General features: G+C 65.6%; 15 protein-coding genes. 4 read left to right on the top strand and 11 right to left on the bottom strand.

The features are described from left to right. Window positions 1–58 precede the first annotated feature (58 nt). The 3 genes from GTP55_RS24810 to ugpQ all read right to left on the bottom strand — a co-directional run bounded on the left by GTP55_RS24810 (window position 59) and on the right by ugpQ (window position 2,047). Window positions 59–481 (bottom strand): hypothetical protein, encoded by a 423-nt coding sequence (locus GTP55_RS24810; protein WP_161047476.1) that lies wholly within the window; start codon window positions 479–481, stop codon window positions 59–61. A gap of 81 nt (window positions 482–562) precedes the next feature. After that, window positions 563–1,195 carry a helix-turn-helix transcriptional regulator gene (locus GTP55_RS24805; RefSeq protein WP_161047475.1) on the bottom strand — a complete coding sequence of 211 codons (633 nt, stop codon included), beginning with the start codon at window positions 1,193–1,195 and terminating at the stop codon, window positions 563–565. A gap of 99 nt (window positions 1,196–1,294) precedes the next feature. Next, window positions 1,295–2,047 carry a glycerophosphodiester phosphodiesterase gene (gene ugpQ, locus GTP55_RS24800; RefSeq protein ID WP_161047474.1) on the bottom strand — a complete coding sequence of 251 codons (753 nt, stop codon included), beginning with the start codon at window positions 2,045–2,047 and terminating at the stop codon, window positions 1,295–1,297. Between the two features lie 48 nt (window positions 2,048–2,095). Here ugpQ and GTP55_RS24795 point away from each other — a divergent pair, with 48 nt between their 5' ends. Together GTP55_RS24795 and GTP55_RS24790 are read left to right on the top strand one after the other, a co-directional pair. Further along, window positions 2,096–2,800, top strand: a complete 705-nt coding sequence (locus GTP55_RS24795) for a M48 family metalloprotease (protein ID WP_161047473.1) — start codon at window positions 2,096–2,098, stop codon at window positions 2,798–2,800. Window positions 2,801–2,850: 50 nt separating this feature from the next. After that, complete coding sequence (locus tag GTP55_RS24790; protein ID WP_161047472.1) at window positions 2,851–4,080, top strand: CaiB/BaiF CoA transferase family protein; 1,230 nt, start codon at window positions 2,851–2,853, stop codon at window positions 4,078–4,080. 117 nt (window positions 4,081–4,197) lie between these two features. Here GTP55_RS24790 and GTP55_RS24785 read toward each other — a convergent pair whose 3' ends face one another. Then, window positions 4,198–4,527, bottom strand: a complete 330-nt coding sequence (locus GTP55_RS24785) for a hypothetical protein (protein WP_161047471.1) — start codon at window positions 4,525–4,527, stop codon at window positions 4,198–4,200. A 208-nt stretch (window positions 4,528–4,735) separates the two neighbouring features. Here GTP55_RS24785 and GTP55_RS24780 point away from each other — a divergent pair, with 208 nt between their 5' ends. Beyond that, the gene (locus GTP55_RS24780) at window positions 4,736–7,195 is read left to right on the top strand and encodes a sensor domain-containing protein (protein WP_161047470.1); all 2,460 of its coding nucleotides are present in this window, start codon (window positions 4,736–4,738) and stop codon (window positions 7,193–7,195) included. 10 nt (window positions 7,196–7,205) lie between these two features. Here GTP55_RS24780 and GTP55_RS24775 read toward each other — a convergent pair whose 3' ends face one another. The 3 genes from GTP55_RS24775 to GTP55_RS24765 all read right to left on the bottom strand — a co-directional run bounded on the left by GTP55_RS24775 (window position 7,206) and on the right by GTP55_RS24765 (window position 9,990). Further along, window positions 7,206–7,796, bottom strand: coding sequence for a YbhB/YbcL family Raf kinase inhibitor-like protein (locus GTP55_RS24775; RefSeq protein WP_161047469.1), 591 nt, complete (start codon window positions 7,794–7,796; stop codon window positions 7,206–7,208). A gap of 92 nt (window positions 7,797–7,888) precedes the next feature. Then, window positions 7,889–8,776, bottom strand: coding sequence for a helix-turn-helix transcriptional regulator (locus GTP55_RS24770; protein ID WP_161047468.1), 888 nt, complete (start codon window positions 8,774–8,776; stop codon window positions 7,889–7,891). Further along, window positions 8,776–9,990, bottom strand: a complete 1,215-nt coding sequence (locus tag GTP55_RS24765) for an MFS transporter (protein WP_161047467.1) — start codon at window positions 9,988–9,990, stop codon at window positions 8,776–8,778. Before GTP55_RS24765 ends, GTP55_RS24770 begins: the two co-directional genes overlap by 1 nt. Window positions 9,991–10,084: 94 nt before the next feature. Between GTP55_RS24765 and GTP55_RS24760 the strand changes: the two genes are divergently transcribed. After that, on the top strand, window positions 10,085–10,999 hold the full coding sequence (locus GTP55_RS24760; RefSeq protein ID WP_161047466.1) for a LysR substrate-binding domain-containing protein: 915 nt from the start codon (window positions 10,085–10,087) through the stop codon (window positions 10,997–10,999). 45 nt (window positions 11,000–11,044) lie between these two features. On the opposite strand, the gene GTP55_RS24755 is transcribed toward GTP55_RS24760, so the two are convergent. The 4 genes from GTP55_RS24755 to GTP55_RS24740 are packed head-to-tail and all read right to left on the bottom strand — an operon-like array spanning window position 11,045 to window position 13,525. Then, the gene (locus tag GTP55_RS24755; protein ID WP_161047465.1) at window positions 11,045–11,917 is read right to left on the bottom strand and encodes a hypothetical protein; all 873 of its coding nucleotides are present in this window, start codon (window positions 11,915–11,917) and stop codon (window positions 11,045–11,047) included. A 14-nt stretch (window positions 11,918–11,931) separates the two neighbouring features. Further along, on the bottom strand, window positions 11,932–12,702 hold the full coding sequence (locus tag GTP55_RS24750) for a hypothetical protein (protein WP_161047464.1): 771 nt from the start codon (window positions 12,700–12,702) through the stop codon (window positions 11,932–11,934). Between the two features lie 2 nt (window positions 12,703–12,704). After that, entirely contained in the window at window positions 12,705–13,205 is a 501-nt protein-coding gene (locus GTP55_RS24745; RefSeq protein WP_161047463.1) for a hypothetical protein, read from the bottom strand. 26 nt (window positions 13,206–13,231) lie between these two features. Next, window positions 13,232–13,525 (bottom strand): DnaJ domain-containing protein, encoded by a 294-nt coding sequence (locus GTP55_RS24740; protein ID WP_161047462.1) that lies wholly within the window; start codon window positions 13,523–13,525, stop codon window positions 13,232–13,234. Window positions 13,526–13,543: the final 18 nt, after the last annotated feature.

Here is a 13,543-nt window from a genome sequence, read left to right as displayed (position 1 = left end):
AAATAGCTGGCTGGTGCAAAAGAACGATTATGCCACAGCCAGCCCGTACTTCCCCCAACTAACGCGTCGCCAGCCTCACCACCTGCCCGGTGATTTCCCCGGTGGCGAGGTTACGTTGCGGCACCACCATCAGCACTTCGCCGCCCGCCTCATCGTTCTGGTCGAAGTCGATCCGCACCTGCAGCTGGCGGTCCAGCGCCACGAAGGTGTTGGGCTTGGTGGAGACCATGCGGTGCGGCCCCTGATCGTCGATTTCGCCGTACACCGCCGTGCCGCCGCCGCGCAGGTGCAGCGTCTGGCCGTTATCCAGCGTATAAGATCCACGGAATTGGCGCATTTGCCAGTCGTCCATGTGATAGCGGTGATCCGGCAGATCGATCGTCAGGCGCGGCGCCGGCACCGTGACGCTCTCATTGCTTTGCTGCGCTTGCGCGCCCATGCTGGCGCACAGCGCCAAACCCAACAGCCATTGGATTTTCATTTTCCCACTCCCCGTTTTGTTAATCCGACACCACCAGCCGGCAGCGTTTCACAAGTCTAGGCAGTGATAACGACAGATACATCACTCGAACGATTGAGCACGCACGGATGCGGCCGGCACGCCATGCAGCATCGACACCAGCTCGCCCTGGCGGCGCGTGCCGGTCTTGCGGAACAGCTTTTGCAGATGCGTCTTGACGGTGTGCACGCTGATGTCGAGCGCGGCCGCGATGTCGTCCAGCGCCTCGCCATGCGCCAGCGCCTGCGCCACGCCGGCCTCGGCTGGCGTGAGGTCAAACAGCTGCATCAACAGCGGGCGCGGCAGGCGGTGCGCCTCGGGGTCGCCGGCCATCACGATCGCGCAGGCCGGCAGCGCGGCCAGCTCTTCCGGCGGCAGGAACGGCACCACCGTCAGCAGCAGCGGCGGGCGATTGCGACGCGGTAAACTGAGGGCATGCAGATGGGCTGTATCGTGTGGCGAAGCGAGCACGGCGGCGACCAGCTGCGCCAGCGATTTGGCGCCGCAGCCGGCGTCCTGCAACAGCTTGTCGCCGTGCAGGCGCAAGGCCGTATCACGTTCCAGCAACGCGCCGGCGGCGGCGTTGGCATGCAACAGGCGCAACTCCGCATCGACCAGGAACACCGCAATGTCCATGTGATTCAAGGCGGCGTCCAGATAGGTGGCAACCGCATAGGACGTTAGCGCAAGCTGCATGTCCTCCCCTTCGACACTCTGAAATCAGCATAGAGCCGATCGCCGGAATGTCTACCCGGATTGTCAGGCGAGAGGAAAAATTAATCGCGCTTGGGGAACTCAGGCGAAGGTGGGGCCGATCAGGTCGATACGGTCGGTGCAGAAGCCGTCCACGCCCCAGCCCAGAATCGCGCGCGCCCGTTCCGGATCGTTGACGGTGTAGCAGAACAGGCCATAACCGGCGGCCTTGATCTGCGCCGCCAGTCCGGCCGTCAGGTGCTTGTGGTTGGTGTGGATGGCAATCGCGCCCAACGCCTGCGCCTGCTGCTGCCAGTCGGCCGGGATGGTGTCCAGCAGATAGCCGCGCGGCAGTTCGGGCGCGGTGTCGCGGGCGGCGGCCAGGGCCTCGTAGCTGAACGATGACAGCAAGGGATAGCCGGCCGGGTCGCCGGCGGTCAGTTCGGCGGCGTAGCTGTCGCGCGTGACCTTGGCCACCCAGGCGCCGGTGGCGGCCTCAAAACCGTCGGCCGGCTTGATTTCCACATTCATCCAGATGCGCTGCGCCTTGCAGAAATCGATGAACTGGGTGTAGAACGGTATCGGCTCGCCGCGGAATTCGGCGCCGAACCAGCTGCCGGCGTCCATATTGGCCAGGTCGACGGCGTCGGTACCGGCCACGCTGCCCTGCCCGGCCACGGTGCGGCCGAATTCCGGATCGTGCACCACCATGCCGATGCCGTCACGCGACAGCATCACGTCAAACTCGACGGCGTGGAAGCCGCGCGCCAGGCCGGCGTGCAGGCCGGCCACGGTATTTTCCGGCGCCAGCGTGCCGCCGCCGCGGTGTGCAACAATTTTGGGATAGGGCCACATGGTTGCGCCTTTGATATGATGAGGATGGCAAAGTTATCACAAATCATTATGCTGCTGCTAGCGGCTGCCTGCTGCCTGGCCGCCGAGCCGACGCAGGATGACATCATGGCCCGCGCCGCCGTCATCTATGCAGGCCGGCTGGCCGAGCACGCGATTGATCGCGACGCCGATTTCACCGCCCGCGTGCGCCGCATCGCCGGCGGCCTGATCGCCCAGGCGCAGCGCGACTATCCCGACACCGCGCACTGGGCCTGGGAAGTGCACACCACCGACACCGCCGAACAGAACGCCGACTGCATGGCCGGCGGCAAAATCCTGGTCAGCCAGGCGTATGTCGAACGCCTCGGCCTGAGCGACGCCGAACTGGCCATGCTGCTGGCGCACGAGATCGAGCACGCCGCGCTGCACCACAACCTGCTGGAATACCAGGCGGCGCTGCGGCTGGCGCCGGCCTGGTCCACGCGCCCGTTCGCCGAACTGGAATACGCCGTCGACAACGACCGCCAGCTGATGGCGCTGCTGGCCGACACCAACTACGCGCAGGAACAGGAAGCCGACCGCGAAGGTCTGCTGCTGGCCTGGCGCGCCGGCTGGCCGGCGGCACAGCTGAGCGGCTATTTCCGCAAGATGATGCGGGCCAGCGACTCACCGCGCTTGAGCCGCAGCGATTACCCGTCGCCGTCCCAGCGCTGGCGGGCCGCGCAGGCGCTGGCCGCCGGCTTGCAAAAAAACCACGTGCAGCCGAACGACTGAACCACTACACTAGCGGCCTGATTGTTCGTGCTCATAAGGTGAAACACATCATGACAGCTCCAAAAGCGCTAGGCCATATTCGCGTGCTCGACCTGAGCCGCGTGCTGGCGGGACCGTGGTGCTCGCAAAATCTGGCCGATCTCGGCGCAGACGTGATCAAGATCGAACGGCCCGGCAATGGCGACGACACCCGTGCCTGGGGCCCGCCGTACGCGCGCGACGCCGATGGCAACAACACCACTGAAGCTGCATACTATTTGTCCGCCAATCGCGGCAAGCGCTCGGTGACGGTGGACATCGCCAGCGCCGACGGCCAGCAACTGCTGCGCGAGCTGGTGCGCCAGTCCGACGTGGTGCTGGAGAACTACAAGGTCGGCCAACTGAAACGCTACGGCCTCGACTACGATTCCCTGAAAGCCATCAAGCCCGACCTGGTGTATTGCTCGGTCACCGGCTTCGGCCAGGATGGTCCGTACGCGCACCGCGCCGGCTATGACTTCCTGATCCAGGGCATGGGCGGCCTGATGTCGGTGACCGGCGAACGCGACGACCTGCCCGGCGGCGGCCCGCAGAAAGCCGGCGTGGCGCTGACCGACCTGATGACCGGCATGTACGCCACCATCGCCATCCTGGCCGCGCTGACGCACCGCGACCGCACTGGCGAAGGCCAGTACATCGACATGGCGCTGCTGGACGTGCAGGTGGCGATGCTGGCCAATGCCGGCAGCAATTACCTCAACAGCGGCAAGGCGCCCAAGCGCTGGGGCAATGCCCATCCGAACATCGTGCCGTACCAGACGTTCCAGTGTGCCGACGGCTACATCATCGTCGCCACCGGCAATGACGGGCAGTACCAGAAGTTTGTCGAGGCCGGCGGCCGTGGCGACCTGGCGTTCCATGAGCGCTACGCCACCAACCCGCTGCGCGTGCAGCACCGCGACGAACTGGTGCCGCTGCTGGCCGAGATGGTGTTGCAGCAGCCGCGCGATTTCTGGATCGCTACGCTGGAAGCGGTCGGCGTGCCGTGCGGCCCGATCAACGATCTGGACGACGTCTACCGCAATCCGCAAGTGGCAGCGCGCGGCATCGTCATGGAAGTACCGCATCCGACCGCCGGCACCACCAAACTGGTGCGCAGCCCGATGCGCCTGTCCGTCACGCCCGCCGACAACGCCGTCGCGCCGCCACTGCTGGGCCAGCACACCGACAGCGTCCTGCGCGAGCTGCTAGGCCGCAGCGACGACGACATCGCCACCCTGCGCGCGAAGGGAGTGCTGTAGCTTACCGCTAGCGGCGCAATCGGTCACGCTCCTGATCCGCGCGCCGCATTTTAAGAAATCCCACACTTTTTCTATGGTCCATGATTTATCAGGCCCCGTAGTGGCGGCCTGCTCTCTTTAGACACTCATGTCACGCTTTAGTTCCTGAATCTGGCTGTGCATGTGACTGACCGCGCCTTTCATCTGGCCGGACAGGCTGGGGATGTAGTTGCAGATGCGTTTGGCGCGCTCGGCCAGCAGGTCGAGGTCGCGCACCAGCTTGCGCACGCGGGTTTCTTCCGCTGCCTGCAAGATCTCGCGCGCGTCGTCGACGTGCTTGTCCATCAACTCCAGACAATTGCGCAACTCGCGCGGCAAGCCAGGCTCGGCTGAAGCAGCCTGCGCCGCCAGCCGGACCGCGCGCTCGACAAAATAAAACCGGTGCTGGATATCGTTCGGATGCAGCATGATGGTCTCCTCTCAATTGGCGGGCACAAAACTGCCCGTGCGGATGAGACCAACACCGCCCCCGGCAGTTGCGCCGATCAGCCCGGACACTGACGCAGATCAGTCCGCAATCAAATAACCACCCGTCCAGCGCCGACCAGCCGAACTCCACGCGGCCGCATCCTTCTGCTAATATCAAGCGACCCCGTCTTCACCCGAATGCCCCGCCATGCAACTACCTCCGCAACCAGCTTTAACCCGCGCCCCCAAGCGCCAGCGGACCCAGCAAGGAAGACTGGCTAGCAAATCGCAAGGCGATGCCTTCGACCAGATGTTCGGCGGCAGTCCCTATTTTGCTTTCGTCATCAGCGAAGCCGGCCGCCTGCTGGCGTGCAACACCCACACGCAATCCCTGCTGGGCCCGTTTGCGGACGACGACCCGGCCGCGCAACTGTACGCCGGCTGGGTGCTGCCGATGCTGCAAAGCGAAGCGCTGCCGACTGCCCGCATGCGCGGCCACTGGCGCGGCGAGGTCGAGCTGGTGGGCCGGGACGGCAGCAGCCATCCGGTCACGCAGACCATCGAATGGCGCGCCACGGCGCAGCCGCCCTCCTACCTGTGCCTGGCCTATCCGCTCGACGATTACGACGTCTACGAATCGCGGCTGCGCTTCAAATACCTGTTTGAAGCCCATCCGCAGCCGATGTGGGTGTACGACCTGGAAACGCTGCGCTTCATGGTGGTGAACGCGGCAGCCGTGGCCCAGTACGGCTATACCGAAGCGGAATTCCTGCACATGACCATCCGCGACATCCGCCCGCCGCAAGAGGTGCAACGGCTGGAGCAGAACCTGGCGGCGACGCCGCGCAAAGGCGCCGACCAGTCCGCCGCATGGACCCACGTGCGGCGCGACGGCAGCCGGCTGAAGGTGGACATTTCCTCGCACGCGGTCACGCTGTCCGGCCGCCCGTGCCGGCTGGTGTTCGCGCACGACATCACCGAACGCCTGCGGCTGCAAGCCGAACTGCAACTGCGCGGCCGCGCGCTGGAAGCCAGCGTCAACGCCATCGTGATCACCCAGCATGGGGCCGATGGCGACCGCGTCGAATACGCCAACCCGGCCTTCTCGCAGCTGCTCGGCCATGCGCCGGAAAGCGTACTGGGCCAGCAACTGGAAACGCTGCTGGGGCTGCAGGCGAACGACGACCAGCAGCAGGCGCTGCACGCGGCCATGCAGTCGGACCAGGAAGTGACGCTGCTGGTGCACATCCGCCACCGCGACGGTGCGCAACTATGGACCCAGATGCACGTGGCCCCGGTACCGGCGGCTGACGACGCCATCGGCCACCACGTCTGCGTGCTGACCGACATGACCGCCATCCTCGACTACCAGGCGCAGCTGGAACACCAGGCCAACCACGACGCGCTGACCGGCCTGCCCAACCGCGTCCTGCTCAACGACCGCATGACGCAGGCGGTGACCTTCTCGCAACGCTTCGGCCACAGCCTGTGGCTGGTGTTCATCGATCTCGACAACTTCAAGCTGATCAACGACCACCTCGGCCACCAGGCCGGCGACGCACTGCTGTGCGCGGTCGCCAACCGCCTGCGCGCCTGCGTCAACGACGGCGACACGGTGGCGCGGCTGGGCGGCGATGAATTCCTGCTGCTGCTGCCGGTGGCCAACCAGCGGCCGATGGCCAGCCTGCTGCAACTGGTGCAGGAAACGGTGGCGGCGCCGTTGATGCTGGAGCAGCAGGCGGTGACGATCACCTGCAGCATCGGCGTCAGCGTCTATCCGGCCGATGGCGCCGAGCCGGAACAACTGCTCAAGCACGCCGACATCGCCATGTACCGCGCCAAGGAAGCTGGCCGCAACCAGGTGCAGTTCTACGAAGCGGCGATGCATGCGCGCATCGCCGAACGGGCCTCGATCGAGGCCGAGCTACGCCACGCGCTGGCGCGCAACGAACTAAGCCTGGTCTACCAGCCCAAGCTGGATTTGCGCAGCGGTGCGGTGACCGGCGTGGAAGCGCTGCTGCGCTGGCAGCACCCGACGCTGGGGGCGGTGTCGCCGGCGCGCTTCATCGGCGTGGCGGAAGAGACCGGCATGATAGTCGCCATCGGCCGCTGGGTGCTGCGCATGGCCTGCACCCAGGCGGTGGCGTGGCAGCAGGCCGGGCTGCCGCCGCTACGGGTGGCGGTCAATCTGTCGGCGCGGCAGTTCCGCGACCAGGCATTGCTGGAGGAAGTGCGCGCCGCCCTGCACGACAGCGGCCTCGCTGCGCAATATCTGGAACTGGAACTGACCGAGAGCCTGATGATGCACAACGTCGACGAGGCGGTGGCGGCGATTGAAAACCTCAAGCAGCTCGGCATCGCCTTGTCGATCGACGACTTCGGCACCGGCTATTCCAGCCTGGCCTACCTGAAGCAGTTCCCGGTCGACTATCTGAAAATCGACCAGTCCTTCACGCGCGACATGCTCGACGAGCCCCGTGTGGCGGCCATCGTGCGCTCGGTGATCGCGCTCGGCCACAGCCTGGGCTTCAAGGTGATTGCCGAAGGCGTGGAAACCGCGTCGCAGCTGGACTACCTGCGCGGCAACGATTGCGACGAGATCCAGGGCTACTACTTCAGCCGCCCGCTGACGCCGGACGCCTTCGCCGACCTGCTACGCTCGTCCTAGCGGCCCCGGGCTAGCGTCCATAACTGGCGGTAAAGCTGGCCTTACCCAGCACCGCCTTGCCCAGACCGCGATTCAGCACAAAACCATACAGCGCCGGCGTGCCACGCGCTGGAATGCCGGCCGCCTGCGCCACCTGGTCCACCGACAAGGCGTACAGCGTGAACACATAGCGGTGTGCGCCCTCGCCAGCTGGCGGACACGGGCCGCCGTAATTGCCATTGCCGCCATTGGCGCCGGTATCCTGATAATCGTTCATGCCGCCGCGCGCGCCGGCCGGCAAGCTGGCGGCGCTGTTGCCGGCGCCGCGCGCCAGCCCCTGGGTGCTAGCAGGAATGTCGAACACCGTCCAGTGCCAGAAGCCGCTGCCGGTCGGCGCGTCGGGGTCATGCACCATCAGCACCAGCGAACGGGTACCATCCGGCACGCCGCTCCACGCCAGCGCCGGCGATACATTGCCGCCGTCGCAGCCAAAGCCTTTCAGCACATGGATATTGGGGAAGACGCCGCCGGCCAGATCCGGGCTGGACAAGGTGAACGGCGCAGCCCGCGCCATGCCGCACGCCAGCACCAGCGCGGCGCCGAGAGAGACTCGAGTTTTCATGAGGGATTCCTGTCGAATGAATGGAAGCCTCATGCTAGGCGCAGGCGGGCCGGGCCGCTTGTCTGCGCCGCGCAATCGTTGTTCCGTGGCGATCAGGCTGCGGCGGCCTCGGGGTCGCGCAGTTGCGATGGCGTGATGCCGAAGCGCACCTTGAACAGGCGCGAAAAATGCGCGTGGTTGGCAAAGCCGCTAGCGAGCGCGATCTGGCCGACGTAATCGTCGCTGGCCTGCAACAGCATCATGGCGTTGCACAGGCGGACTTCCAGCAGCAGCCGGCTCATGCTGGTGCCTTCGCGGGCCAGCCGGCGGCGCAGCGTCGCTTCGCTGAGGTTGAGCGCGGCGGCGGCCTGCGCGGCATGCCAGGACTGGGCCGGCGCCGATACCAGCAATGCGCGCAGCCGTTCAGGAATCGAACGTTGCGCGGATGGGGCAAAGCGGCAGCCATGGACCGCCAGCCAGGCCAGCACTTCCAGCGCCGCATGGCGCGCGATGGTCGGCGGCGTGGCCGGGTCCATCCACAGCGCGCGCACCCGCTCCACCGTGTGCCGGAAGCTGGCCGACGGCGAGCGCAATACATGAGGTCGGCTCAGCGGCGCAAACGCCGGCGCCGGCGCGGCGGTGGTCACTGCCGTTAGCGTGACCGCGGCAGCCGTTGCCGCTGGCGTTGGCGCTGGCATTGCCGCCGCCAGCAAACTATCGTCGAACATCAGGCTGATCGCCTCATACGGCGCGGCGCCGCTGAGCTGGTTTGTGACGCCATAACTGGCGCCGTGCGGCAACAGGATCAACTCGCCGGCCTCGGCCACCCATTGCTCGCCCGCCCCGAACACGATTTTTCGACCGGCCTGCACCAGCACCACCGTGCTCTGGCCGACAAACAGGTCTGGCACGAACAGCTCACGGCCCTGGCGCAGATGCGCGCTGGCGCCCAAACCCTCGCGGGCGGTGCAGCGGCGCGGCAAGGTCACGGCGGTCAGCATCAGCGCTCGGCCTGGCCCAGCGGCGCCAGCGTACGCAAGCGCAGCGCGACCACCAGCGCCAGCAGCAGCGAGCAGGACAGCACCGCCACCACGCCCGGCCACGCGGCGCGGCCCCACATGATGCCGGTGGCCGAACCCACCACGCTGGAACCAAGATAGTAGAAGAACAGGTACAGCGCCGACGCCAGCGCCTTGTTGCTGGTCGCCCGTCGCCCCACCCAGCTGCTGGCCACCGAGTGCGTGGCGAAGAAGCCAAAGGTGAACACCGCCACGCCGGCCAGAATCAGCGGCAGCCAGTCGGATAAAGTCAGCAACAGACCGCTGAACATGATCACGGCCATCATCCACAGCACATTGCGGCGGCCGTAACGGTCTGCCAGCCGGCCAGCCCACACCGAACTGTAAATCCCCAGCAGGTAGAAGAACGACACCGCCCCCACCACGCTCTGGCTCAGCGAAAACGGTCCGCCCAGCAAGCGATAGGCGATGTAGTTGTACAGGCTGACAAACGCCCCCATCAGCAGGAAGGCCAGCGCGAACAGCCAGGGCAATCCCTCATCCGACAAGTGCTGTTGGAAGCCGGCCGGCAGCGCCCGCCAGCCGCCGCTGGACGGCGTGAAATGGCGCGACGGCGGCAGGCTGCGCCAGAATTCAAAGGCCGCGTAAATCCCGGCCACGCCGACCGCCGCCAGCGCCAGCCGCCACGAGAAATGGTCGCTCAGCACCGAAGTGATCACTCGCCCCGCCATGCCGCCAAAGGCGCTGCCGCTGATATACAAGCCCATCGACAGGCCCAGCGAAGTCGGTTCGATTTCCTCGCCCAGGTAAGCCATGGCGATGGCCGGCATGCCGCCCAGCACCACCCCCAGCAAGGCGCGCAGCACCAGCAGCTGCGGATAGTTGTGGGCGAAGGCGCACAACAGCGTCATCACGGCGGCCACCGCCATCGCGGCCACCATCAGCGGCTTGCGGCCGAGGCGTTCCGAGATGGCGCTCGACGCCAGCAGCGACACCGCCAGCGCGCCGGTGGACACCGACAGCACCATGCTGCTCTGGGCCGCCGTCAGCGCGAATTCGTGCGACAGCAGCGGCATCAGCGGCTGCACGCAATACAGCAGCGCAAACGTGGCAAAGCCGCCGAAGAACATGGCGCGGTTGCTGCGTTTGAATTCGGGACTACCGAGGGCAATACGGGGCATGGTGGCGGCTGACATGATGATCCTGCGCGATACGATGACTTCATCTTAGGATTGCGTCACTAAGCTGTCCAATATATATTTAAGTCGTTAGTTATACTTTAAAAAGATAATGGAACTCCGCCACCTGCGTTACTTCGTTGCCGTTGCCGAAGAGCTAAGCTTTACCCGCGCCGCCGAACGGCTGCATATCGGCCAGCCGCCGTTGAGTCACCAGATCCAGATGCTGGAAGCCGAAGTGGGCGCCCAGCTGCTGGAACGCAGCAAGCGCTGGGTGCGCCTGACCGAGGCCGGCAAGCTGTTCCTGGACGATGCGCGGCGCGTGCTGGCGCTGTCCGAACAGGCCATGCAGACCGCGCGCCGGGCCGAGCGCGGCGAAGCCGGCGAGTTGCGGGTCGGCTTCACCTTCTCCACCCCGCTGACGCCGCTGTTTGCGGCGGTGATCAACCGCTACCGGCAGCGCTATCCGGGCGTGCAGCTGACCTTGCAGGAGATGTCGACCATCGGCCAGATCGAGGCGCTGGCCGCGCGCGCGCTGGACCTGGGCCTGGTGCGGCCGCCGGAGCTGACGCTGCCGGAATCGGTGGAGCTGACCATCCTGCGCCGCGATCCGCTGGTGATGGTGCTGCCGGTCGGCCATCCGCTGGCGCGGAAGCAGAGCATTGCCGTCAGCGATTTGAAGGGGGAGCCGCTGGTGATGTATCCGGAAAGCGCCGGCACCGGGATTCATCCGCAGATCAACCGGCTGTGCCGCGAGGCCGGCTTCAAGCCGACCATTGCGATGGAGGCCGGCGAGGCGTCCACCATCATCGGCCTGGTGGCGGCCGGCTGCGGCGTGTCGGTGCTGCCGAGTTCATTCGACATCATCCGCATGAGCGAGGTGTGCTACCGGCCGATGGCGGACGCCGAGGCCACCACGGCGCTGTATCTGGCCAAAAGAAAGGATGCGATCTCGCCGCTGGTTGCGGCCTTCGTTGCGGTGGCCGATGAGGCCAGCCGTCATTCCCGCGCAGGCGGGAATCCATAGAACGCATGCTCAGCATGGATTCCGGCGTTCGCCGGAACGACGAGCCTACGAGTAGTCGGCGTCCAGCTCGGAGCCGGCGTAGTTTTCCAGTTCCGCGAACAGCGTTTTCATCGCCGTGCGGCCCTTGATGTTTTGCAGCACGGTGCAGCTCTGGCGATAGCTGTCGATGCGCTCCAGCAGCACCGGATGATGCTGCACCGGCACCTTGGCCACCAGCTCGGCCCAGCCGGCCTCGTAGTCCGGCTTGTTCTTGCGCACCGATTTGACGAAGCGCTCGAACTCCTTCTGGCCGGTGCGCGCCACCACTCGGCCACCGCCCTCGACCGCAAAGATGATCGCCAGCGCGATCACGCCTTCCGCGTTGAGGTCGGCATCACTGACCGGGCCTTCGGTGTTGTGACGGCGCAGCCAGCCGGCCAGCCGCACCACCGCCTGCACTTCCTTGCGCTGCTTGAACTGCACCGCGTAACGCGCGCTGCCGTTCCAGTTCTGGTTCGGGTCGGCCTGGCAGATGTCGACGAACTTGTCGCGCAGGCGGCGCGCCGCATACACCGGATCGGTATCGTACTCGCCGACCAGCGCATCTTCCGGCAGCGCCGCCAATTCCTTGACCATGCGGAAGCCGACCTGGAACGCGTACTCGGCGCCCTCCTCGATCAGCAGGCCGAGGGCGGCCTCGTCGTCATCGTCGGGCAGCTCGTGGTCCAGCCCCAGCGACACGCAGCCCACCGTCAGCTGCAAGGCCTTCTGGATGCCGTCGGCGGTGCGGTCGTTGGTGAACTTCTCGGCCACCATGGCGGTGATGCCGGTCAGTTCATCGGCCAGCGCGTAGGCGGCCTCATCGTCCGGTTCGAGCGCGAATTGCTTGATCGCGCGCGTCAGGCGCGGCAGGGTTTCTCTTACGATTGCTGGCAGCATCGATCAACCGCCGATCACGAGAAAATGTTGGTGCCGACCGAGCGGCGCGACGCCTTGGCGACACGCGTGGACGGCACTTGCTTGCGCAGGCGGTACAGCAATTCCTTGGTCGAGCGCTGCAGGATGGTCGGCTCGGCGTCCGGATCATCGTCGTACTCGGCGTCGGCCAGGTCGGCGCTGTGGCGGAATTCCGGGAACAGCTCGAACAGCGCGCGGTCCCAGCCGTCTTCCGACGCCTGCGCCAGCGCGATCGCCAGCGGAACCACATCGTTGTCGGCGGTGGTCTGGCCGGTCAGGTACGGGCCTTTGGAGATGATCTCGCCGGCCACTTCCAGGATTTCCTTCGGCGCCATCGAGAACAGGATGGCGAACGCGGTCGAACCGTGGTCGGTGGCCGAGGCGGCCGCCAGCAGTTCGTTGCGGCGCTCTTCGTCGTCGGTGGAGAACACCACGCCATGGATGTGGGTGAACAGCGCCTCGGCGATGCGCTCCGGATCGTCCTCGATCTGGTCGTCCGGCCAGGTGGCGGCGATGAAGGCCAGACTGTCGGCCCACGCCTTCGGCGGCACCAGCAAGGTCGCCAGCGACATCTTGCCGCCGTCAAAGCCGGCCATGTGCAGCGCCGTCACTTGCGGCGGAATGTTGTTCAGCACTTCCACCACCGCCAGGTCGCCAAACTGGTCGGCGGCGTCGGCAAAAGCTTGCTCGGCGTGGCTCAGCGAGCCGGCCAGCACCAGTTCCGTCACTTGCTTGCTCAGGGCAGGCAGATTCGATTTTTCGGACATGCTTATTCTCCATCCCGGTCGAACATTTGCGCGAAGTCGTCGGACGCCGCGTCTTCGTCGTCGATATCGTCGCCATCGTCGTTGGCCGACAGCTGGTCCAGCGATTGATCGTCATCGTCCCACTTGCGCGGATTCTTGTGCAGGAAGGCGGTGATAATGGCCTGGCGCGCCAGGTCCGGCATGCTTTCGGCAATCGCCGCATACATCTTGCCCGCTTCCTCGCCCTTGCACTCGGCCATGGCGAACACGCGCGCGGCGTCGCCGAACTCGTAGTCCTCGGCCTCGGCCAGCAGGCCTTTCGGATTGCTGAACTCGATGTGATCGACCAGCGCGAACGCCAGCATGTTCACATCTTCAATGCCGCCGCCCTGGGCATACTCGCCCACCAGTGCGTCCACCATGCGCTGGTAGTTCTGGCGGTCCGGCGGATCGCCCAGGATGCCTTCGATCTGGCCTTCCAGCTCACGCGATTGATAGGCGAACTCAGGGTGTACTTTTCTCATTGCTTGCTTTCTTGCTAAATAGATAATTACGCGGCGGGCAGCGTGGTGCCCTGCAGCGCGAACAGCGAACGCCACAGCTGATACGCTTCGGCTTCGGCGTCGATGATGATGCGGTGGTTCAGGCTCTGGTTGTATTCCTCACGCTTGGCCGGGTCCGACAGGATCTCGTACGCCTTGGTGACGGCCTTGAAGCGCGCATCGGCGCCTGGTTCGGGATTGCGGTCCGGGTGGAAGCGCATGGCCAGCGAACGATAGACTTTTTTAATCTCATCTTCGCTGGCGTTCGGCGCGATACCCAGTGTGTTGTAGTAATTTTCCATTTGGAAACTCCGGGCCGT

Source organism: Duganella margarita (genome assembly GCF_009857535.1).
Lineage (GTDB): Bacteria > Pseudomonadota > Gammaproteobacteria > Burkholderiales > Burkholderiaceae_D > Rugamonas > Rugamonas margarita.
This window is presented reverse-complemented; position numbering and strand designations above follow the sequence as displayed.

Coding starts and splice junctions, on each gene's coding strand:
- GTP55_RS24805 (WP_161047475.1), bottom strand. CDS start 1,195: ATGCAGCTTGCGCTAACGTCCTATGCGGTTGCCACCTATCTGGACGCC.
- GTP55_RS24790 (WP_161047472.1), top strand. CDS start 2,851: ATGACAGCTCCAAAAGCGCTAGGCCATATTCGCGTGCTCGACCTGAGC.
- GTP55_RS24765 (WP_161047467.1), bottom strand. CDS start 9,990: ATGTCAGCCGCCACCATGCCCCGTATTGCCCTCGGTAGTCCCGAATTC.
- GTP55_RS24760 (WP_161047466.1), top strand. CDS start 10,085: ATGGAACTCCGCCACCTGCGTTACTTCGTTGCCGTTGCCGAAGAGCTA.
- GTP55_RS24770 (WP_161047468.1), bottom strand. CDS start 8,776: ATGCTGACCGCCGTGACCTTGCCGCGCCGCTGCACCGCCCGCGAGGGT.
- GTP55_RS24750 (WP_161047464.1), bottom strand. CDS start 12,702: ATGTCCGAAAAATCGAATCTGCCTGCCCTGAGCAAGCAAGTGACGGAA.
- GTP55_RS24810 (WP_161047476.1), bottom strand. CDS start 481: ATGAAAATCCAATGGCTGTTGGGTTTGGCGCTGTGCGCCAGCATGGGC.
- GTP55_RS24740 (WP_161047462.1), bottom strand. CDS start 13,525: ATGGAAAATTACTACAACACACTGGGTATCGCGCCGAACGCCAGCGAA.
- ugpQ (WP_161047474.1), bottom strand. CDS start 2,047: ATGTGGCCCTATCCCAAAATTGTTGCACACCGCGGCGGCGGCACGCTG.
- GTP55_RS24745 (WP_161047463.1), bottom strand. CDS start 13,205: ATGAGAAAAGTACACCCTGAGTTCGCCTATCAATCGCGTGAGCTGGAA.
- GTP55_RS24755 (WP_161047465.1), bottom strand. CDS start 11,917: ATGCTGCCAGCAATCGTAAGAGAAACCCTGCCGCGCCTGACGCGCGCG.
- GTP55_RS24775 (WP_161047469.1), bottom strand. CDS start 7,796: ATGAAAACTCGAGTCTCTCTCGGCGCCGCGCTGGTGCTGGCGTGCGGC.
- GTP55_RS24780 (WP_161047470.1), top strand. CDS start 4,736: ATGCAACTACCTCCGCAACCAGCTTTAACCCGCGCCCCCAAGCGCCAG.
- GTP55_RS24795 (WP_161047473.1), top strand. CDS start 2,096: ATGCTGCTGCTAGCGGCTGCCTGCTGCCTGGCCGCCGAGCCGACGCAG.
- GTP55_RS24785 (WP_161047471.1), bottom strand. CDS start 4,527: ATGCTGCATCCGAACGATATCCAGCACCGGTTTTATTTTGTCGAGCGC.